14 protein-coding genes and 1 pseudogene are annotated in these 17377 nt (G+C 54.3%); 1 reads left to right on the forward strand and 14 read right to left on the reverse strand.

Going from position 1 to position 17377, the window contains the following annotated elements:
• The 10 genes from ACETWG_08855 to ACETWG_08900 all read right to left on the reverse strand — a co-directional run.
• The coding region (locus ACETWG_08855; protein ID MFB0516701.1) for a site-specific integrase at nt 1–661 on the reverse strand (661 nt) is incomplete at its 3' end.
• Nucleotides 654–1631, reverse strand: coding sequence for an RluA family pseudouridine synthase (locus ACETWG_08860; GenBank protein MFB0516702.1), 978 nt, complete (start codon nt 1629–1631; stop codon nt 654–656). The genes ACETWG_08855 and ACETWG_08860, both read right to left, overlap by 8 nt.
• On the reverse strand, nt 1624–2103 hold the full coding sequence (lspA, locus tag ACETWG_08865) for a signal peptidase II (GenBank protein MFB0516703.1): 480 nt from the start codon (nt 2101–2103) through the stop codon (nt 1624–1626). The genes ACETWG_08860 and lspA overlap by 8 nt, the downstream gene beginning before the upstream one ends.
• 5 nt (nt 2104–2108) lie before the next feature.
• The gene (locus tag ACETWG_08870) at nt 2109–2501 is read right to left on the reverse strand and encodes a TraR/DksA family transcriptional regulator (protein ID MFB0516704.1); all 393 of its coding nucleotides are present in this window, start codon (nt 2499–2501) and stop codon (nt 2109–2111) included.
• A gap of 15 nt (nt 2502–2516) precedes the next feature.
• The gene (gene ileS, locus ACETWG_08875; GenBank protein MFB0516705.1) at nt 2517–5666 is read right to left on the reverse strand and encodes an isoleucine--tRNA ligase; all 3150 of its coding nucleotides are present in this window, start codon (nt 5664–5666) and stop codon (nt 2517–2519) included.
• A 112-nt stretch (nt 5667–5778) separates the two neighbouring features.
• Entirely contained in the window at nt 5779–7215 is a 1437-nt protein-coding gene (locus tag ACETWG_08880; protein ID MFB0516706.1) for a Do family serine endopeptidase, read from the reverse strand.
• A 128-nt stretch (nt 7216–7343) separates the two neighbouring features.
• Entirely contained in the window at nt 7344–8204 is an 861-nt protein-coding gene (locus ACETWG_08885; GenBank protein ID MFB0516707.1) for a hypothetical protein, read from the reverse strand.
• Complete coding sequence (locus ACETWG_08890; protein ID MFB0516708.1) at nt 8201–8920, reverse strand: hypothetical protein; 720 nt, start codon at nt 8918–8920, stop codon at nt 8201–8203. Before ACETWG_08890 ends, ACETWG_08885 begins: the two co-directional genes overlap by 4 nt.
• Nucleotides 8921–9071: 151 nt before the next feature.
• Nucleotides 9072–9893, reverse strand: a complete 822-nt coding sequence (gene mutM / locus ACETWG_08895; GenBank protein MFB0516709.1) for a bifunctional DNA-formamidopyrimidine glycosylase/DNA-(apurinic or apyrimidinic site) lyase — start codon at nt 9891–9893, stop codon at nt 9072–9074.
• 59 nt (nt 9894–9952) lie between these two features.
• A complete protein-coding gene (locus tag ACETWG_08900) occupies nt 9953–10756 on the reverse strand; it encodes a hypothetical protein (GenBank protein ID MFB0516710.1) in 804 nt (267 codons plus the stop codon).
• Between the two features lie 133 nt (nt 10757–10889).
• Between ACETWG_08900 and ACETWG_08905 the strand changes: the two genes are divergently transcribed.
• Nucleotides 10890–11825: a DMT family transporter gene (locus tag ACETWG_08905; protein ID MFB0516711.1), complete on the forward strand. Its 936-nt coding sequence runs from the start codon at nt 10890–10892 to the stop codon at nt 11823–11825.
• Between the two features lie 92 nt (nt 11826–11917).
• Here the strand turns inward: ACETWG_08905 and ACETWG_08910 are convergent, their stop codons facing one another.
• The 4 genes and pseudogenes from ACETWG_08910 to ACETWG_08925 form a co-directional block, all read right to left on the reverse strand.
• A complete protein-coding gene (locus tag ACETWG_08910; protein ID MFB0516712.1) occupies nt 11918–12103 on the reverse strand; it encodes a hypothetical protein in 186 nt (61 codons plus the stop codon).
• A gap of 350 nt (nt 12104–12453) precedes the next feature.
• Nucleotides 12454–14178, reverse strand: a pseudogene (locus tag ACETWG_08915) (LTA synthase family protein).
• 176 nt (nt 14179–14354) lie between these two features.
• Complete coding sequence (locus tag ACETWG_08920; GenBank protein ID MFB0516713.1) at nt 14355–16898, reverse strand: TonB-dependent receptor domain-containing protein; 2544 nt, start codon at nt 16896–16898, stop codon at nt 14355–14357.
• 27 nt (nt 16899–16925) lie between these two features.
• Nucleotides 16926–17377, reverse strand: a 452-nt coding sequence (locus tag ACETWG_08925) for a hypothetical protein (protein MFB0516714.1), incomplete at its 5' end; no start/stop codon positions are given.

Consider the following 17377-nt stretch of genomic DNA (forward strand, 5'->3'; position numbering starts at 1 on the left):
GCCCGCAGAAAAGGGGGCTGGCAGGGTTAACCGCTTCCCCCTGCTGCCGCCGGGCTTCCAGGTACCGGCCTAGAGCTTGGCCCGCAGCACTGCCAAAAGCCACTACGCGCTCCTTGTTACCCTTCCCCAGCACCCGCATCGTATTCTGAGTGAAGGAGACATCCCCCACCGTTAGACTGGTCAGTTCAGCTAACCGGATACCCGTGGCATAAAAGGTTTCCAGGATAGCCCGATCCCTGAGCCCCATGAGAGAATCCTCTGGTGGCAGCTCCACCAGCCGTATGGCCTGGTCTTCGCGTAAAAATTCCGGCAGGTAGCGGGGAAATTTTGGGGTTCTGATATCAGCGGCCGGATTGACGGAGATAACCTCAGCCCGGTTGAGATACTTGAAAAACGATTTGAGCGCCGCCAGCTTCCGCGCCACCGACCGAGCCCCCAGCCCCCGCTCTCTGAGATAGCCCAGAAAATGGCGGATAGTCTGGCGGTCAATGCGTTCAGGATGCCAGGCAAGCTCCCCATCATAGTCGGCCATAAAACCGGTAAAATCCTCCAGGTCTCGCCAGTAGGCCTTGATGGTCAGGGGCGAATACCGCCTCTCCTGAGCCAGATAGTCCAGAAAATCTTGGGTGCAGTGATCCAGTTCGGTCTTTACGTCAGGCACGAGGCTCCTGTTGTAAAATCATGAGGGCAGCCTTGAAGTCATCAGCGAGTGGGGCTTCGAAACTGACCGTCTCCTTCGTAGTGGGGTGGACAAAGGTTAACTTGAAGGCATGAAGGGCTTGCCGGTGCAACACTCCCTGAAGTCGGGAGGCTACGCTCCGCAGTTCGGGGGCGATGCTGGCCGGCGCTCGCATTCCGCCGTACGACCGGTCGCCGAAAATGGGATACCCCAGGTGAGTCAGGTGAACCCGAATCTGGTGGGTACGACCGGTATAGGGACGAACCTCCAGCAGCGTAAACCCATGAAATAGTTCCAGCGCCTTAAAGGTAGTCACCGCCGGGCGGCCCCGCATTCTGCTCGCCCTGAACACCAGGCGATTGCGTGGGTTGCGAGTCAAATTGGCCTCTACTTTGCCGGTCTCAGGCGGGGTTCCCCAAACCAGGGCCAGATAGGTCTTCTGAACCTCCCGTCGTTCAAACTGTCGGGCCAGATGCAGATGGGCGGTGTCGTTTCGGGCTACAACCATTACCCCCGAGGTGCCCTTGTCCAACCGGTGGACGATCCCGGGCTTAAACCAGCCATTCCTCCCGGACAGCCGCTCGAATCGCGCCACCAGACCGTTCACCAGCGTGCCATGGTATACGCCGCTGCCGGGGTGGGTGACCAGGCCCGCCGGTTTATTCAAAACAATGATCTGATTGTCTTCGTACAGAATATCAAGGGGAATATCTTCCGGTTCCAGGTGCGTCGGCTCAGCGGGAGCTGGAATATCAATCTGAATCAGCTCCCCGCCCCGCAACGGCTCCCGCGCTTTGCAGACAATCTCACCATCAACCTGTACCATGCCGGCCTTGATCAGGGACTGGAGGCGGGTCCGGCTGAGGCCCTCCAGCCTGGCGGCCAGGAAACGGTCCAATCGGGGCCAGGGAGCATCGACTGTAAGCCGGGCCGAGCGCTCTATCTCACGCATTTTCACCCACCGCCTCTTTCTGGCGGGGAAGGACAAAGGTTGTCAGCAGCAAGAAGAGGATCACACCAATCGTTACCGCACTATCGGCAACATTGAACACGAAAAAACGATATTGACCAACACCGAAATCCAGGAAATCCGCTACCCGGCCAAAGACGATCCGGTCGATAAGGTTCCCAACCGCCCCGCCCAGGACCAGCGATAAGGAAAGGCGTATCAGCACATGATTTGTCCGCTCGCGAAAGAAATAGTAGAGAATCAGAATCGTCGCCAGGATTGAGAATATCGTGAATAGCGGCAGGGCGCCTCCAACCTTAATGCCAAAGGCAATGCCGCTGTTTTCAACATAGGTAAGGCGGAAAAAATCTCCCAGAATCTGGACGGTTGAATGAAGATCAAGGTTGTGGCGCACCAGATACTTGGTGATCTGATCAAGCACCACAACCAATGCGGCGTACAACAGGGCCCGCATGCAGTTCAGTTGGTGGCCTTACTCGCGCTGGTCTTGCAAGAAAAGCAGCTGGTGGTGTGAGGTACTTCTTCTAAACGCTCTTTACTAATCAAGTCGCCACAGGTCTGACAAATCCCAAAGGTGCCATCTTCAATCATCTGCAGCGCCCGGTCCAGATATCTAAGGTAATTGTTCTCCCGAGCCAGCCAGTAGTAGGCCTTCTCCCGTTCGGCGTGATCGGTGCCCACATCCGCCATATGATAGGCATAAGTAGAGTCACTGGTACTGGCCGACTCATTGGCGATATGGGTGTTTTCCTCCAGCTCCCCCATCTCCGTCAGCAGCGTACGCCGCTTTTCCAGAATGCGATTTCGGAAGTATTCCAGCTCCTTCTTTGACCATTTCGTTTTGGTCGCCATTATAGATCCCTATAATTATGCACGGGCGATGTGAATGCTCACTTTCGCGGTACCTAAATTAATAATTTTTTGATGCTCAGGGTTATCCAGCTTTGGCAATAACTGCGTTCCCAGGACTTCCGCCAGAAAATAGTCTTGAAACCGCTTGAGCGATTCTGCCACCTTGCTATCACCAGAAATACCCACCAGAATCCGTTCCTCCACCCTCAGGTCCGCCTCCTTGCGCATGTTTTGCACCTGGCGAATCAGATCCCGCACGATACCCTCCTGGATCAGCTCCTCGGTCAGGGTAGTATTAATCCCCACAGCGAAATCCCTGGATGTAGCCACAACATAAGGGGAGACACCTTCCTCATCAACCAGGATGTCTTCCGGTTCCAGGTTAATCGTCCGGCCGTCAATTTCGATCTCCAGCGGCTCCCGCCGCTGCCACCTGGCCAGGGCTTCCCCGGTCGGCAGAGCATCCAGCGCCTGCCGCACCTTTGGCAGGTCCTTACCGAACCGGGGACCCAGGACCGGCAGGTTGGGCTGGATGCTGTAACGGACAAAACTCTCGACGGGGAGATCGGTACGCAGGTCCTTGATATTCAGTTCCTCCAGGAGCTGAGCCCGGTTCTTCTCGACAACTGTTATCACGGGGGCATCGCCGCTGACCACAATCTCGCTCAGAGGCTGTCGGATCTTGATGTTGGCCTTATTGCGGGCTGAACGGCCCAATGCCACGATATTGATGACGCTCCCGATCTCAAGCAGTAGCTCATCGTCGATCAACCCGGCCCGATATGTGGGGAAATCGCAGAGGTGGATACTTTCCGGAGCCGCGGGATTGATGGCGCAGACCAGGTTGCGGTAGATGGCTTCGGTCACAAAGGGAATGATCGGCGCCATCAGCTTGACAAGAGTGACCAGCGCCTCATAGAGCGTGGCGTAGGCCGCCAGCTTATCAGTATCGTGCTCGCTCTTCCAGAAGCGGCGGCGGTTGCGCCGAATATACCAGTTGGAGAGGTCTTCCAGGTAGCCGCCTGCGGCCCGCATCAGGCGGTCGGTGCGATAGTCCTCGTAGGCCTCAAGGGCTGTTTTCACCAGTTGATGGGTCTTGGCTATCAGCCAGCGGTCAATCTCCGGCCGCAGTTCGTAGGGCGGGGTATCTCTCGCTAGGTTGAAACGATCCAGAGAGGCATAGGTCACGAAGAAACTATACGAATTCCACAGCGTGAGCAGTTGCCTGCGCACCTCATCGGCGTGGTGGTAGCCGAACAGGAGGTTCTGTTCAGGGTTCTGTTCGGCGTATATCCAGCGCATTACATCGACACCCATCTTCTCCGCCGCGTCATCGAACCAGATGGCGTTTCCCTCCGACTTATGCATGTCCTTACCGTGCTCGTCCTTTACGAGCGCATACCCCAATACTTTCTTAAAGGGCGGTCGATTTTCCAGCACGGTGCTCATAGCCAGCAGGCTATAGAACCAATTGCGGAACTGACCGGGGAACGACTCGGTGATGAAGTCGGCGGGGAACCACTGCTCCCAATATTCCCGATCGTCGTGGTAGTGCATAGTGGAAAAGGGGACAATACCGGCATCCAGCCAGGGGTTGCCTACATCCTCAATGCGCAACACCGGAGCTGCACACCGGGAGCAAGCGATCTTCACCTCATCAATCCACGGGCGGTGCGGCGAATGACCCTCAAACCGAGCCCACCCCTCCACGGCTCGCTCCTTAAGCTCCTCTTCGGAACCGACCACGGTCACGGCACCACATTGCCCACACTCATAGATGGGCAGGGCCAGTCCCCAGTAGCGCTTCTTGGAGATCATCCAGTCAGCCATGTTGTTCAGCCAGTCCAGTTCCCGGTCCAGACCAAAAGCCGGCAGCCAGTGTATCTGCCTGGCAACCTCCATAATCTGGTACCTGAGTTCACCCATGGTGATGTACCATTCAGTCACGACCCGGAAGACCAGTTTGGTCTGGCAGCGCCAGCAGTGGGGATAGCGATGGCGATAGAGTTCCTGCTTGAGCAGGATGCCCTTCTCCTTCAGGTTGGCAATAATCGGCTCAGCCACTTCCCCGACGGGTTGACCTGAGAGCCAGTCGTAACCTTTCAGGAAAACCCCGTTTTCGTCCAGCGGGGCGATGACCGCCAGATCATAGAGATGGGCCAGATCGAAGTCTTCTTTACCACAGCCGGGGGCAATGTGGACAATGCCGGAGCCTTCCTCGCTGCTCACTTCCTCCCAGGGAACGACCCGGTGCTTCACCTTTGACTGGGCCGGGAACTCATCAAAGGGACCGCGGTAGGTCCACCCCACCAGCTCCGTTCCCCTCAGGTGGGAGACAATCTCAGGCTCGGCCTTGCGGCCGAAAATGCGCGGTATGGCCTCAGGGAGCAGGTAGATGATGCGGTCATCGTACCGGATGGCCACATAGTCCAGACCCTCAGCCACGGCAGCGGCCACATTGGAGGAAAGCGTCCAGGGGGTGGTGGTCCAAACGACGAGGTACTCCTTATCGCGACCCTCCAGCGGGAAAAGGAGGTAGACCGACTTATCATCAATCTCCTTGTAACCCTCCGTCATCTCGTGCTGGCTGATGCCGGTACCGCAGCGCGGGCACCACGGCATGGAGTCCTCACCCTTACGCAGCCACCCCCGCTCGTGAATCTGCTTGAGAAAACCCCAGATGGTATAATTGTTCTCATCGGACATGGTATAATAGGAATTGTCCCAGTCCATCCAGTAGCCCAGGCGGATAGACTGCTCCGTCTGGACCCGGGCGTATTTGCGCACCCGTTCCTTGCAGAGGTTGACGAATTTCTCCACCCCGAAGGCTTCGATGTCCCGCTTAGACTTGAAGCCCAACTCACGCTCAACTTCCACCTCGACCCACAGGCCCTGGCAGTCGAAGCCGTTCTGGTAGCGGAGCTCATGGCCCTGCATGGCGTGGTAACGCTGGAAGATGTCTTTATAAGCCCGGCCCCAGGCATGGTGCACACCCATGGGATTATTGGCTGTGATCGGGCCGTCAAGGAAGGACCAGCGTGGCTTACCCTTGTTCTTGGCTACCAGCTTCTGGAAGGTGTGCTGCTCTTCCCACCATTGGAGCATCTCGTGCTCCTGGTTGACGAAATCTATGCGGGAATCAACAGGCTGGTAATTCTTTTCCATTAAAAAATTTACCTGCATCCCGGATCAATGTCAACGTGCCTTGAATGATACAGAAAGGCGCCTGCGGCCCTGAGGCCGCAGGCGCCAAAATACCGGATCGGACAACCTGAACCTAGCTCAGCTCCAGACCGACAAACAGGAATACCTCCCCCCTGACAATCCGCAAGAGGACCGTATCTCCTTCCTTATAAGCCTTGAGAGCCTGTTTATAATCGCGCAGATTTTTGATTTCCTTATCCCCGACCCTCACCACCACGTCACCCGGCCGGATGCCACTCTTAGCCGCCTTACTGCGGGGATCAATTCTGGTCACCAGCACACCATTCTCAGCCTGGATATCGTAGCGCTGTGCTTCACGGCTGTCCAGGTCGGTTACCGAAAAGCCGGTGCGGTTGGGAGCCGCCGATTCTTCCTCCCGATCTTCATCCCTGGCGGCCAGCGTCGCCTCAAGGGGGAGCTCACCCAGTTTCACGATCATGGTTTTTCCCTTGCCATCACGAATCACCGTAATCCGGCGCTGGTCACCGGGCCGGGAGGATGAAATCACGTTCCGGAGGTGCGAGTTGTCCCGGATGCCGACATCGTCCACCTTGATAATGACATCGCCCTCCTTAATCCCCGCCTTTTCCGCCGGGGTATCGCTGTGCACCTGGTTGACTATAGCCCCCTCAGGGCTTTTCATACCCAGGGCCTTGGCGAGGGAGGCGTTTACATCCTGAATTATCACACCCAGGTAGGCGCGGGTCACCTTCCCGTGTTCAATCAGGTCCCCCACTACCCGCATCACCAGATTGATGGGTATCGCGAATCCCACCCCCACGTTGGAGCGGGTGAATCCATTGGTGGCGATGGCCGTGTTAATCCCGACCAGCTCCCCCTGCAGATTCACCAGGGCACCACCGCTGTTGCCGGGATTGATGGCCGCGTCAGTCTGGATGAAGTCTTCATAGCGGTCGGCGCTGAACGCCAGTACCGCACTCCGACCCTTGCCGCTGACGATGCCAGCCGTAACGGTATGGTCCAGGTCTTCCCGGAAGGGACTGCCAATGGCCAGCACCCACTCGCCGATGCGCAGCTCATCTGAGTTGCCCAGCTGGGCTTGCTGCAGGCCATCGGCTTCCACCTTGATGACGGCTACATCACTGGCGGGATCGGTGCCGATGATCTCAGCTGGTACCTCCCGCTTGTCAATCAGGCGCACCGTGATATTCTCAGCCTCTTCGATCACGTGATTATTGGTAACGATGTAACCCTGAGCGGCATCGATAATCACGCCCGAACCCAGCACCTGACTGGAAAATTCACGCTCCGGGCCCAGGTCAAAGTCCCAGAAGTCAAAAAAGGGAGATCGGAACTGCCGCCGGACTACTCGTTCGGATTGTATTGTGACCACGCTGGGATTGGCCTTGGAAGAGGCCGCCACAAACATTTCATTGATTTGTTGAGTCGTAACATCCTTGGCTGGTGACAATGGAGCCGCAGTCAGATTGGCGGCACCCAGCAGTAAAAGTAAGCAGATCGAAAAAATCCAAATCTGTCGCTTATTCATTGCCCATCCTTTTTGCCTGGTTTGAAGATAAGCATTCTACTGAATCCAACACCCGCGGGCCAGCGCCGGGCGCAATCATGCCATTCTATGCAGGTGAAAGGTAAAAGTTTCAGATAAAGCGCCGGCTGTCAGGAGCCTGTCACTGCGGCAGTGTCAGTGGCAGCTGCCGGGACGGCTTCGACAGGGAATAAACGGGCCTTTAAGGCCAGTATCTGCTGCAACAGCTCCCGCTTGTACCCCTGAAAATCGTATTCGAACAAGTGAGGCGGTTGGAGGGTGTCAGAAGTGATAAAGGACAGGAATTCATCAAATTGTTCGGACAGATGGTCAATCTCAATGTTCAGTGGACTCGCTTCACCAGCAGCTTCCCTCAATTCCTCACGAGCCGATTTCACCGCCCGAACCGGTTCCAGAATCCCGGTCTTCGAAATGGAGGTGGCAAAACGCTGCACCGGGCTATCTTTGCACTGGTATTTGGCGGTCTCCCATTCCCGGGCCAGGAGGATAATCACCTCTCCCTGTCGATCAAGGACCGCCCGGGCGTAGGGCAGGAGCACCTGGAAGGTTGAATCGGACGGATCGAAGCGAGTCGGCGCGGCGGCTCTCGTAGTGTCAGCTAACCAGGCGGGTGGTCGGTCGAAATCGATGAGCCGGAAAACCTCAGCCGAATCCACATACACCGGGTGCAGGACCCGCAGGACTCCGATAGTCCGTTTGGCTCCCTGAGTATCCCCTTCCAGCCATTGCTTTACAGCCCGGGCTTCCATCCTCTTGATTCGCCGGATCACAAGCACATGCTGCCGCGCCTCCTCAGTCTCAGGATTAAAGGGCTTAGCCCGAATGTAGGACACCATATCCCGGCGGGCTTCATTAAGGTGCCCCTGGCGGTAGAGAACCAGCGCTTGTTGCAGATCAGGAAGAGCCGCCGGACAAGACAGAAAGACGAGTAACCCACCCAGACAAACGAATCGGAGAATCCAGGGCCTCAAGCACCGCCCTCCTTGGCTGCCGCCCCGGACGAAGATTTGCCGAGAGGAAAGGATATCCGTAGAGACAGACCCGTGAGTCTTGAGTGCTCACTCGGGAGATTGTTCACTGAGTGAGGATAGTCCTCAAACCTCTCATCCCAGAGCGCATGCTGTTCATTGAAGGGCAGGGGGTTGAAAATCGCCCGGATCGGCATGGAATCAAAATCGTGAAAATAGCCAATTTCCCACTGGAACCGGTAGAAACGGGGTAGGCTTTCCAGGTCCGGTCCCTTAATGGCGGGAGCTCCACCAACGAGGATTCCCAGGCGCGTACTGTGCCGGCCGCTGATGCCTTTTAAGATGACCATGGCGCGCAATCCATAATACCTGAGCCGTTGCACGGTAAGATCCTTATTAGCACTAACCTTGATTTTCCGGGATACCCGGTAATAAGTAAAGTCCAGATTATGGTTCGGGTTGAGACTATAGGCCAGGTTCAGGACGTCCGAGCGATTGTTCTTGTCCGCCAGCAGACGGCTGATATCAATTCCCGTACCATATATCGGCAGCCCAACCCGCAGGCCTAAATCCCAGCTATCGGTCAATCCCCGGCGATAAAAAATGACCGGCAAAATGTTTTCGGTGCTGAGGAAATAACCTGTGTATGTCTCGCCCCGTTTCAGAGGTACCGGGCTAATGGTAGGATGGGTGGCACAGGCGGAAAAAACCACTGCCATTATCATAATTATTGATTTTAGGCGGAACATCAAGGTGAGATTAGGGCAGGGGAAGGCAAAAAGTCAAGTAAGCCTCTCACTGGGCCGGTAAAAAAATGTACTCCGCAGCCGGCAGCATCCGGACAGACGGCGACAGGCAGTGGTTCAAATGCTAGCCGGGGTGGGTCTGGCATGTCGGACACAGATAGGTCCCTCTCTGGGCGACCCGGATTTTCACCACCGGCGTATTGCAAACGGGGCAGGGCTCCCCTTCCCGGCGGAACACTTGCAGCATTTCGCGGAACCGTCCCCGGCCACTGGTGCCGTATCCAAAGTTGATGATGGTCGTGCCGCCCTCATTGATGCTCGCCCTGAGAACCGCTTGAATTGCCTGGTGCAATGCTTTGACCCGGGCAAAGGTCAGCTTGTGGGCCTGGATTTCAGGATGGATACGCGCCAGAAAGAGGGCCTCATCCACATAGATATTGCCCAGCCCGGCGATAAAGGCCTGATCCAGCAAAAGGGACTTGACGCGCCGGCGCCGAGCCTGCAGCATGCGATGAAATAGCCGGGGAGTGAACCTGGGGGAAAGTGGTTCCGGTCCGAGCCCGGCTTCCAGTGGCGCCAGATCTCCCAGATAACCCACCCGGCCGAACTTGCGCATGTCGCTGAAGGTGAGCCGGCTCCCGCCGGATAGGTCGAACTCAGCCGTGATATAGGGCTGGGCATCGGTCTCGCCGGAAGGGGCTACCGCTAACCGGCCTGTCATGCGCAGGTGCAGGTGGACATAACCGCTATCAAGGCCCAAAAGAACATACTTGCCTCTGCGATGGACGGCCTGGATAGTATGGCCTGTCACCTGCCGGGCAAAGACCTCGGGTGCCAGCGGTGCCGTTACCTTGGGCCAGCGGGCACGGAAGCTGGTGATAGTCCGCCCCGCCAGATGGGGGCGCAGGTAGCGCACCACCGTTTCCACTTCAGGAAGCTCAGGCATAGGTGAAATTTATGCGGAAAAGCGGACTGAAAGGGTGGATTGATCGGGCTCGGAAGGACTTAATAATAATAAATCACGCTGTCCGGGGCATCCTTGACCTGAATGACCACTGCCCCACCGCTGCCCTGCCATTCCCGGATGGGAGACAGGTCGAAGCGGAGGTTTCGATGTAACCAGGCCTTACACAAATCCCAGTGGCCGTCATGGATGATGACTGCCGGCATCACGGGGGGTACCTTTTCCTCCCAGGCGGTGGAGCCGAAGAGGTAAAAATCGTGCTGTTTGCACCCACCACCGTATCTCACATCAATTCGCAGGGTATCAGCCTCCATGCTAGTGCTGTCGATAAAAAATCCGTCGATCGGGTTGTTGAAGTACTGCTCAAAGAGGTCATGCGCGAATAGATTAAGTCTATCGCTTTGCAGCGGGATGGGATTCAATGCGACCGCGAGCAGCGCCGTATAATCACGGGGTTGGAGCCGCCCGGTTTCGGAAGAGGGATACGGGTCCAGCTGCAGTAAAGTGACCCGGTATCGCTCGGAAAAGACACTCTTGTGCGCGGCGGTGTCTTTGCCTGAGACATACCCGTAGATGAATGGCTCGAGATAGATTGAATCCCAGCCTGAATCAACCAACAAGAGCTGAATTCTCGCCCGGCCCTCCCAGAAACAGTCCACGTCCAGTGGACAGCGGGAGTCATTTAGCACATCCTGGAATTCGACTTCGAGGCCTTCCTCTCCCACCACGCCGCTCTCTCCCCAGGCCAGGGTAAACGGCTCGCCATACTCAATGATATCCGGCGGGGGCTCCGTCTCCCAGCAGGTGGGCAACAAAAGTAGAGGCAGAAGCAGAAGGTGTCTCATTCGATTTCCCTAAAAAGTACCATCTCGATGGATCGCACAGGAAATATAGGCCTTTAATTAGACACATTCAAGCTGTCCCAGCCCGCATCCCATGGCTAGATTTATCTTTTGATTTCATGCCTCGGCCTACCTGATGACAGCCCACCCCATTTCTGAAAGGCAAACGCCCCTGGCTCTGGCTGCCGGGTTGGTCCTGCTGGGATCAATCATGGCCTCTTCCGCGGCCATCTGGATTCGGTTCCTGCCAGGGATATCCCCCCTCTCAATCGGGTTCATTCGCGTGGGTGGAGCCGCGCTCATCTTCTTGCCCTGGTTCTGGCGCGAGCGAGGCCGCCGGAGGGTATCCTGGAGCCAATTCCGCTACTCCGTCTGGGCCGGTGTGGCCCTGGCCCTGCATTTCGCCACCTGGATCACTTCCCTGGGATATACTACAGTGGCCAATTCGGTCCTCTTCGTTTCGACCTATCCGATGTTTATCATTGTCATCTCCCTGGGTATTTTGAGAATTCCAGTGGCGCGGAACCAGATCCTGGGTGCCCTGGTGGCCCTGACCGGGGTAGTCTTCATCCAATGGCGGAACCTCAGCATCGGCCCGTCCGACAGTGCGTGGACGGGGGCAGCTGTCGGCAACATGCTGGCCCTGGCGGGAGGACTATTCGCAGCCGTCTACTTGCTCCTGAGCCGGGAGGCCCGCAAGTCACTGAGTACCGTGCTGCATGTAGAAGTCACTTATACCTCCGCCGCCGTGGTACTGCTCCTTACAACACTTTTTCTCCGGGTCCCCCCCCTTCCGCTGTCGCCCGAGCCCTGGCTGTTTCTAGTCCTTCTTATCCTGCTACCCACTGTTGGGGGACACACCATCTTCAATTGGGGCATTCATCACCTGGGCGCACCGCTGGTCTCCCTGTTCGGGCTGCTGGAGCCGGTGGAAGCAGCCTTGCTGGCGCTCTTTATTCTGGGCGAAAGTATCGGGGCTCCAACAATCGTTGGCGGTCTCACCATCATCGGTGGGCTGGCGCTGGCTCTCTGGCACCCAGCAGCCAGCGCGACGCAGTCTTCCACAACCTGAAACACCTCTCCAATTTCACATAAAAAATAACGCCCCAGGAGAGGGGCGCGGGGCTGGTGATTAGATGGCAGCCGATCGGCTGGTCGACAGGGCTATGAATCCAGGAGGAGTGACACCAGCCCGACGCCCACGAAACAGAGGAAAAAGAGGGACAACTTCAGGATAAACTTGCGGCGGAACCAGATCCGGAGGTCCACAGACCTGCCAGCTATAGTATCCTGTTGGCTCTTACCGACCTCGGGCTCAGAGGTTTGATAATCAGGAAAGAGGAGGATCATCCGACCGACTTCCATTCATTTATAATATTAACTGAATTCGATATCCGAAGGTATGTTCCAGGTCACACATGACGCTTTCATGTGATCCCGGTCAATCAACGGCCGGACGCCGTCAGCCAGGTGCGGCTATAATTCCAGTATGATACCGCCCACGGGGAACTGGCGGTACTGCAGGGCAACTCCCTCGGTGCCGTCCATGTAGTTGACCATATCCTACGCGTTATCTCGGTCAAAAGGAGTTTGGATATTAAAATCTTTCCGTCTATCGATTAGACCTAGGGAAACCCCGGTTTTGGTCAGCAGGCAGTGCATACACGTTGGATCGGCTTTAGTCTTTTCAAAGGCGCCTACTATCGAAGAAATCTTTGGATTCGTGCCAAGGTATCTATGGCTGGGTAACCATTTTTGGCCTCCACTATTTCTCCCAGTGGATTAACATAGTATTTTGAATCTTTGAGAAGTACAGGGATTGTTGCCAACGTATCAGATACAAGCGAATGTCCCTGCAGGAACTTAGGGCTTTTGAAACCCAGGAAGTCAAATAGCGTTGGCCCAAGATCGATCGTCGAACCCGGTTTTGAAATGCGTTTCGTAACCGGCGTTTTCATATCAATGTAGATAACGGCAATAGGTTGAAGCAATGGATCTACCGTAGCAGCATAGTCCTCATGCCGGATGTTGGATGTATGATCGCCGTAGATAAGAAACACTGTATCCGGATATTTCGCCAGGATATTCCTTAAGAATATTTCAAGGGCGGAATCCACATAATTTATCGAAGAAAGGTAATTCCTGATAAGGGGAGAGTTATGTTTAAAAGATACCGCATAATCTCCAGGACTAAGCAAGTCAAAAGGGCTATGTGAACTGAGAGTTATAAGGAAGGCAAAGAAAGGATCGGGAATCGATTAAATGATATAATATACTTGGTTAAAAAATTCTTTGTCTTTAAGTGTGTGCCATCGGTCTGGATTAACGATATTAAATTGTTCCCTAAAATATAGTTTTGAAAATCCCAGTTTTTTAAAACCTTCACTGCGGTGATAAAGGGATCCCTTATGTGCGTGGAATACCAAAGTTGTATAACCATTGTAGTTCAAAAGGCGCGGGATACTCGGCAATTGTTCCAGCCCGATTGCACCCAGAGATCCCTTATATCCAAGTGGATACTGTGAGGTTAAAAAGCAGAAATCACCATCTGATGTACCACCGGATGAAGAATGTTGGGCATAAATGTCAGTAAAACAGCAGTGGTTTTTTGATAGTTGATTCAAAAAGGGAGTGACAGCCTGACCATCATGCTCGAATCCGATGATATTCCTGTCGAGTGATTCAACCTGAATGATAACAATGTTTTTAAAAATTGCTTGATCCTTATCAAAGGCATAATCTTCCAATGGAACCGGTTCAATTTCATCGGGAATGCCTCTGAGTTTGATAAAATCTGTTATAGAAGTCCATAGGATGCCGAACTGCAAGATACTTCCAACATGATCTGAACTATGCAGGCGGAGGTTTTTATAAATTTGAATCCGGTTTTCATTTAGACCGTATTTTCGTGAAAGTCTTAATGGCGATTGAGTCTCGGCGAAAAACTGGAAAATAGCACACAAAAAATAAACCGAAAGAAAGAAAAGTCCACCCCTTATTGCAATATACAAGCTATCGAATAGATTCGATTTAAGCGTGAATCCAATAAAAATTGACAAGACAATAAAAAGGACGTCTTTGATGCGCAGTAAATAAATTATTTGAGTTGCTAAATAGGGCAGGAAATCAACATTATATAGAGATCCCAATTGTATGGTTGAACCGAAGTAGCGGAAGTGAAGAAGATTGGCCCAAATAATAATGACAAAGATTATGCATCCCACCAATCGGATGACGCTGTTGCGAACGACGGTCAGCAAGAAAATGCTGAACGCTGTAAAAGCCCCGAGGGCAAATAGTATTCTAAGTAAGTTGTAGCCTGCTAGTTCAGTAATCTCAAACAGGAAAAGGGCGTAACAGGCTGTTAACGCAGCCTGACCCCATAGAGCCTTAAATTGCATGTGATTGTGCCATCTGAGAAGCATAGGTAACGGAAATTTTTAAGGACATTTTAAAGTAAGGCAAATTCTTTCGACAAATTAACCATATCCCGATTCCTTCCAGCGTAGGGCACGGCTGCGGCTATGTTCCCCACATTTCCAGACCTGGAAAGGAGTTGCCGGCGGGACCCAAATGGTGTCCCATCCATGCTGATTGACAGTTACAGCTCCATAATAATGCCCCCGACGGGGAACTGGCGGTACTGCAGGGCGACTTCCTTGGTGCCATCCAGGTAGTAAATCATATCCCAGGGGTTGTCCCGGTCAAAGACATTCTGAATATCGATGAAGGTCACTAGGTTCATTTTGCGGAAGTAAAAGCGCCTCAGAATCATCACATCGAAGCGCATGTAAGGCTCCAGGCGCTCACCGTTGAGTTCACACCCCACCGGCTGGTACCAGCGGCGCACGATAGGATAATATTCCTTGGGTGTATAAGGCCGTCCACCGACCTGCCGGTAGCGGAAACTGATTTCCAGCTCATCGGCCGGCAGGAAAGGCAGCCAGGCCACCCATGGCCACCACGATTCCTGCTTAAGTCGGAGGTAGGAAGCCCGCTCCATGAATTTGATTTTATAGCCCCCAATGAACGTCAGCAGGTGCCGGAAATCCGATTTACGGGGGTAGGTCCTCCCTTCGAAGCCCTTCCTGGGATCCTCGGCCAGTGATATGTAGCGGCTGTAGGCGAACGAACCATACCAGTGGCGGCTGAACTTCTTTTGGAAAAACAGCTCCAATCCCTGCGCATACCCCTCGCCAGCATTCACGAACCCACCGAAAATGTCGCGGGGATCAGCAGTGGTGTCAGCCACCTCCAGAACTAAATTGTGGTAGGCCTTCCGGTAAATTTCCAAGGTCCCTCTCATATCGTCGGCGAAAAGGTGCTCCAGGCCCAATACCACCTGGTCAGTACGCATGTTCCGACAAGGATCGGTATCACTCTGGAATAACTGATAATAGGCAGGCAGCTGGTAATGACGTCCAAAGGCAAGGTTGAGCTTGGTACGGTCGGTCAGAGCATAGGTCACTCCGAGCCTGGGAGCCCAATCGGATGCATCATTGGCAGCAACCCGGATGTGCCGCAGCCCAAAGATCAGCTCCCACCGGGAAGTCGGACGCCACTTCAGCTGGCCGTACAGGCTAAGCCCCGTGGTGTGATAGAGGGAATCAATCACATACCCCGGCTCAACTTCCAGCGGGTTGCTGTCGCGAACAATAATGAAACCAGGATTTTCGAGGAGCTCTTGATACTCCTCCATTGAATCTACAATATGAGGTTGGATCGTATCCTCAACTCCATAGCGATATATCCACAAAGTATCGGGCCCTACCGACGAATCTCGGTCAAGAGCATTCCATTTATGGTTCAAGCCGATACCAATCTCCAGTGATGGTGATAGGCGGTAGCTGAGGTCGCCCTTAAGCCTGAGATCCGAGGTCACATCGTCAAGGTCGTAAATGACCTGGGTATATCCACCTGGTAAATCGTTGAACAGCTTGTATTTAATGGCCCATTGGCTATGACTGAGCGACAGCAGGCCAAAGCCGTTTCTGGACAACAACGTCTTGAGGGTGGCACCGTAAGTGAGCTGACCGCCGTCGGCGATGACATTATCGATGCCCCGGGTTTGGGGGACGGTGCTACCCTCCAGATCAATGCTGTCAGTGCCTCCTAAGGCATTCAAGATGAGTTTACTTACTGGTGAGAGGTCCACCACCGCCTTGCCCTGCCAATTGATAAAGTGAGGCACGGCAGTGACGCCTACATCGCGAATTACGAAATCCAGGAACGATTTACGATAGGACGCCAGATACGAACCCCGCTGAGCCAGCCAGGGCCCCTCCACCACGGCACCGAATCCCGCCATGCTTATTTCCAGCTGGGATTGAAAACGCTGCCGGTTCCCTTCCCGGAGCGTGATATCCATTACCGACGACAGGCGTTCACCATAACGGGCAGGGAAGGCCCCGGCATAGAAGTCAATGCGCTCGATAAAATCAGTATTGATGAGGTTGATGGCCCCCCCGGAAGCCCCGGGTTCCCCGAAATGGTTGGGATTGGGTATCTCCAGATGATCCATGATAAAAAGGTTCTCGCCTATCCCGCCTCCACGGACGACAATCTCATTATGCTGATCCGATCCCAGCACGACCGCCGGCAGAGCCTCCATCATTCGCTGGATGTCATAAGCACCGGCGGGATCGGAACGGATCTCTTCAATATCTACGCTGCGAGCACTGACAATCGCGTCCCTGGCATTCTCAAAAAAGCGGCCGGTAACGACTACCTCTTTGCCCTTTAAAACCTGAACCTCCAGGGCAAAGTTGAGCACTGTTTCCCTTTGGGGAACGATATGGACATTGGCCCGAGACTGTGGTTGGTAGCCGATCATCTCCACCCGTACCGTATAGCTGCCAACCGGAAGACGAGGAATCATATAGCGTCCCCTGCCATCAGTGGCTGCACCAAAATTGCTGCCCTCTACAAGTACATTAGCTCCGATAAGAGGCTGAGCAGTGGCTAAATCAGTAATAGTACCGGTCAAGGTCCCTGTGGCTCGCGCTGCAGGACCATTATCATGACTTTCCTGGCCTCGCACGATTGTCAAGGCGAGGATTATAACCAAGCCAAGGAACCGATGTGAGAGCTGTCTATGGAGATGAGGAAAGCTGGCGGTTGCCATGCCCGGCGTCGAATGAGACATCAAGTTGGGAATGGTACCACGGCTGCTCTACTGGTGCAGCCGGGCGGTGACTCCCAAGATAGCATTCTTGAATTTCTCGACCTGGTTCTGGGTGTGGAACAGGTCGTCCACGGTGTGATAGACATCGTGGGGGTATATTTCAGGGTCGAGATCGAGAAGAAAAGTAGATTCCATTTTCAGCTGGTAGTCTCTCAGGATTTCCCTGGCTATCTGCCTTTCTCTCAAGTAATTCGTATACAATTTGATTTGCCCATCGGTGGTCATGCTGAAAAGGGGCAGGATTCCTTCGTCCGAACGGGCCTTAAAGGTAACCATGCCGGTCTCGTCGCCACGGCCCCAGCTCACTATGTCGGCGTTGCGGCTGGTGAAATTAACTAGATCCTCCAATACGTTCACTACATGCGTAGGACATTGGGTCTTGGTAAACTGGTTAAAGGTTAATGGGTCCCACTTGGCCATTAGTTCCCTTGGACTCTCAT

Source organism: Candidatus Neomarinimicrobiota bacterium, assembly GCA_041862535.1.
Lineage (GTDB): Bacteria > Fidelibacterota > Marinisomatia > SCGC-AAA003-L08 > TS1B11.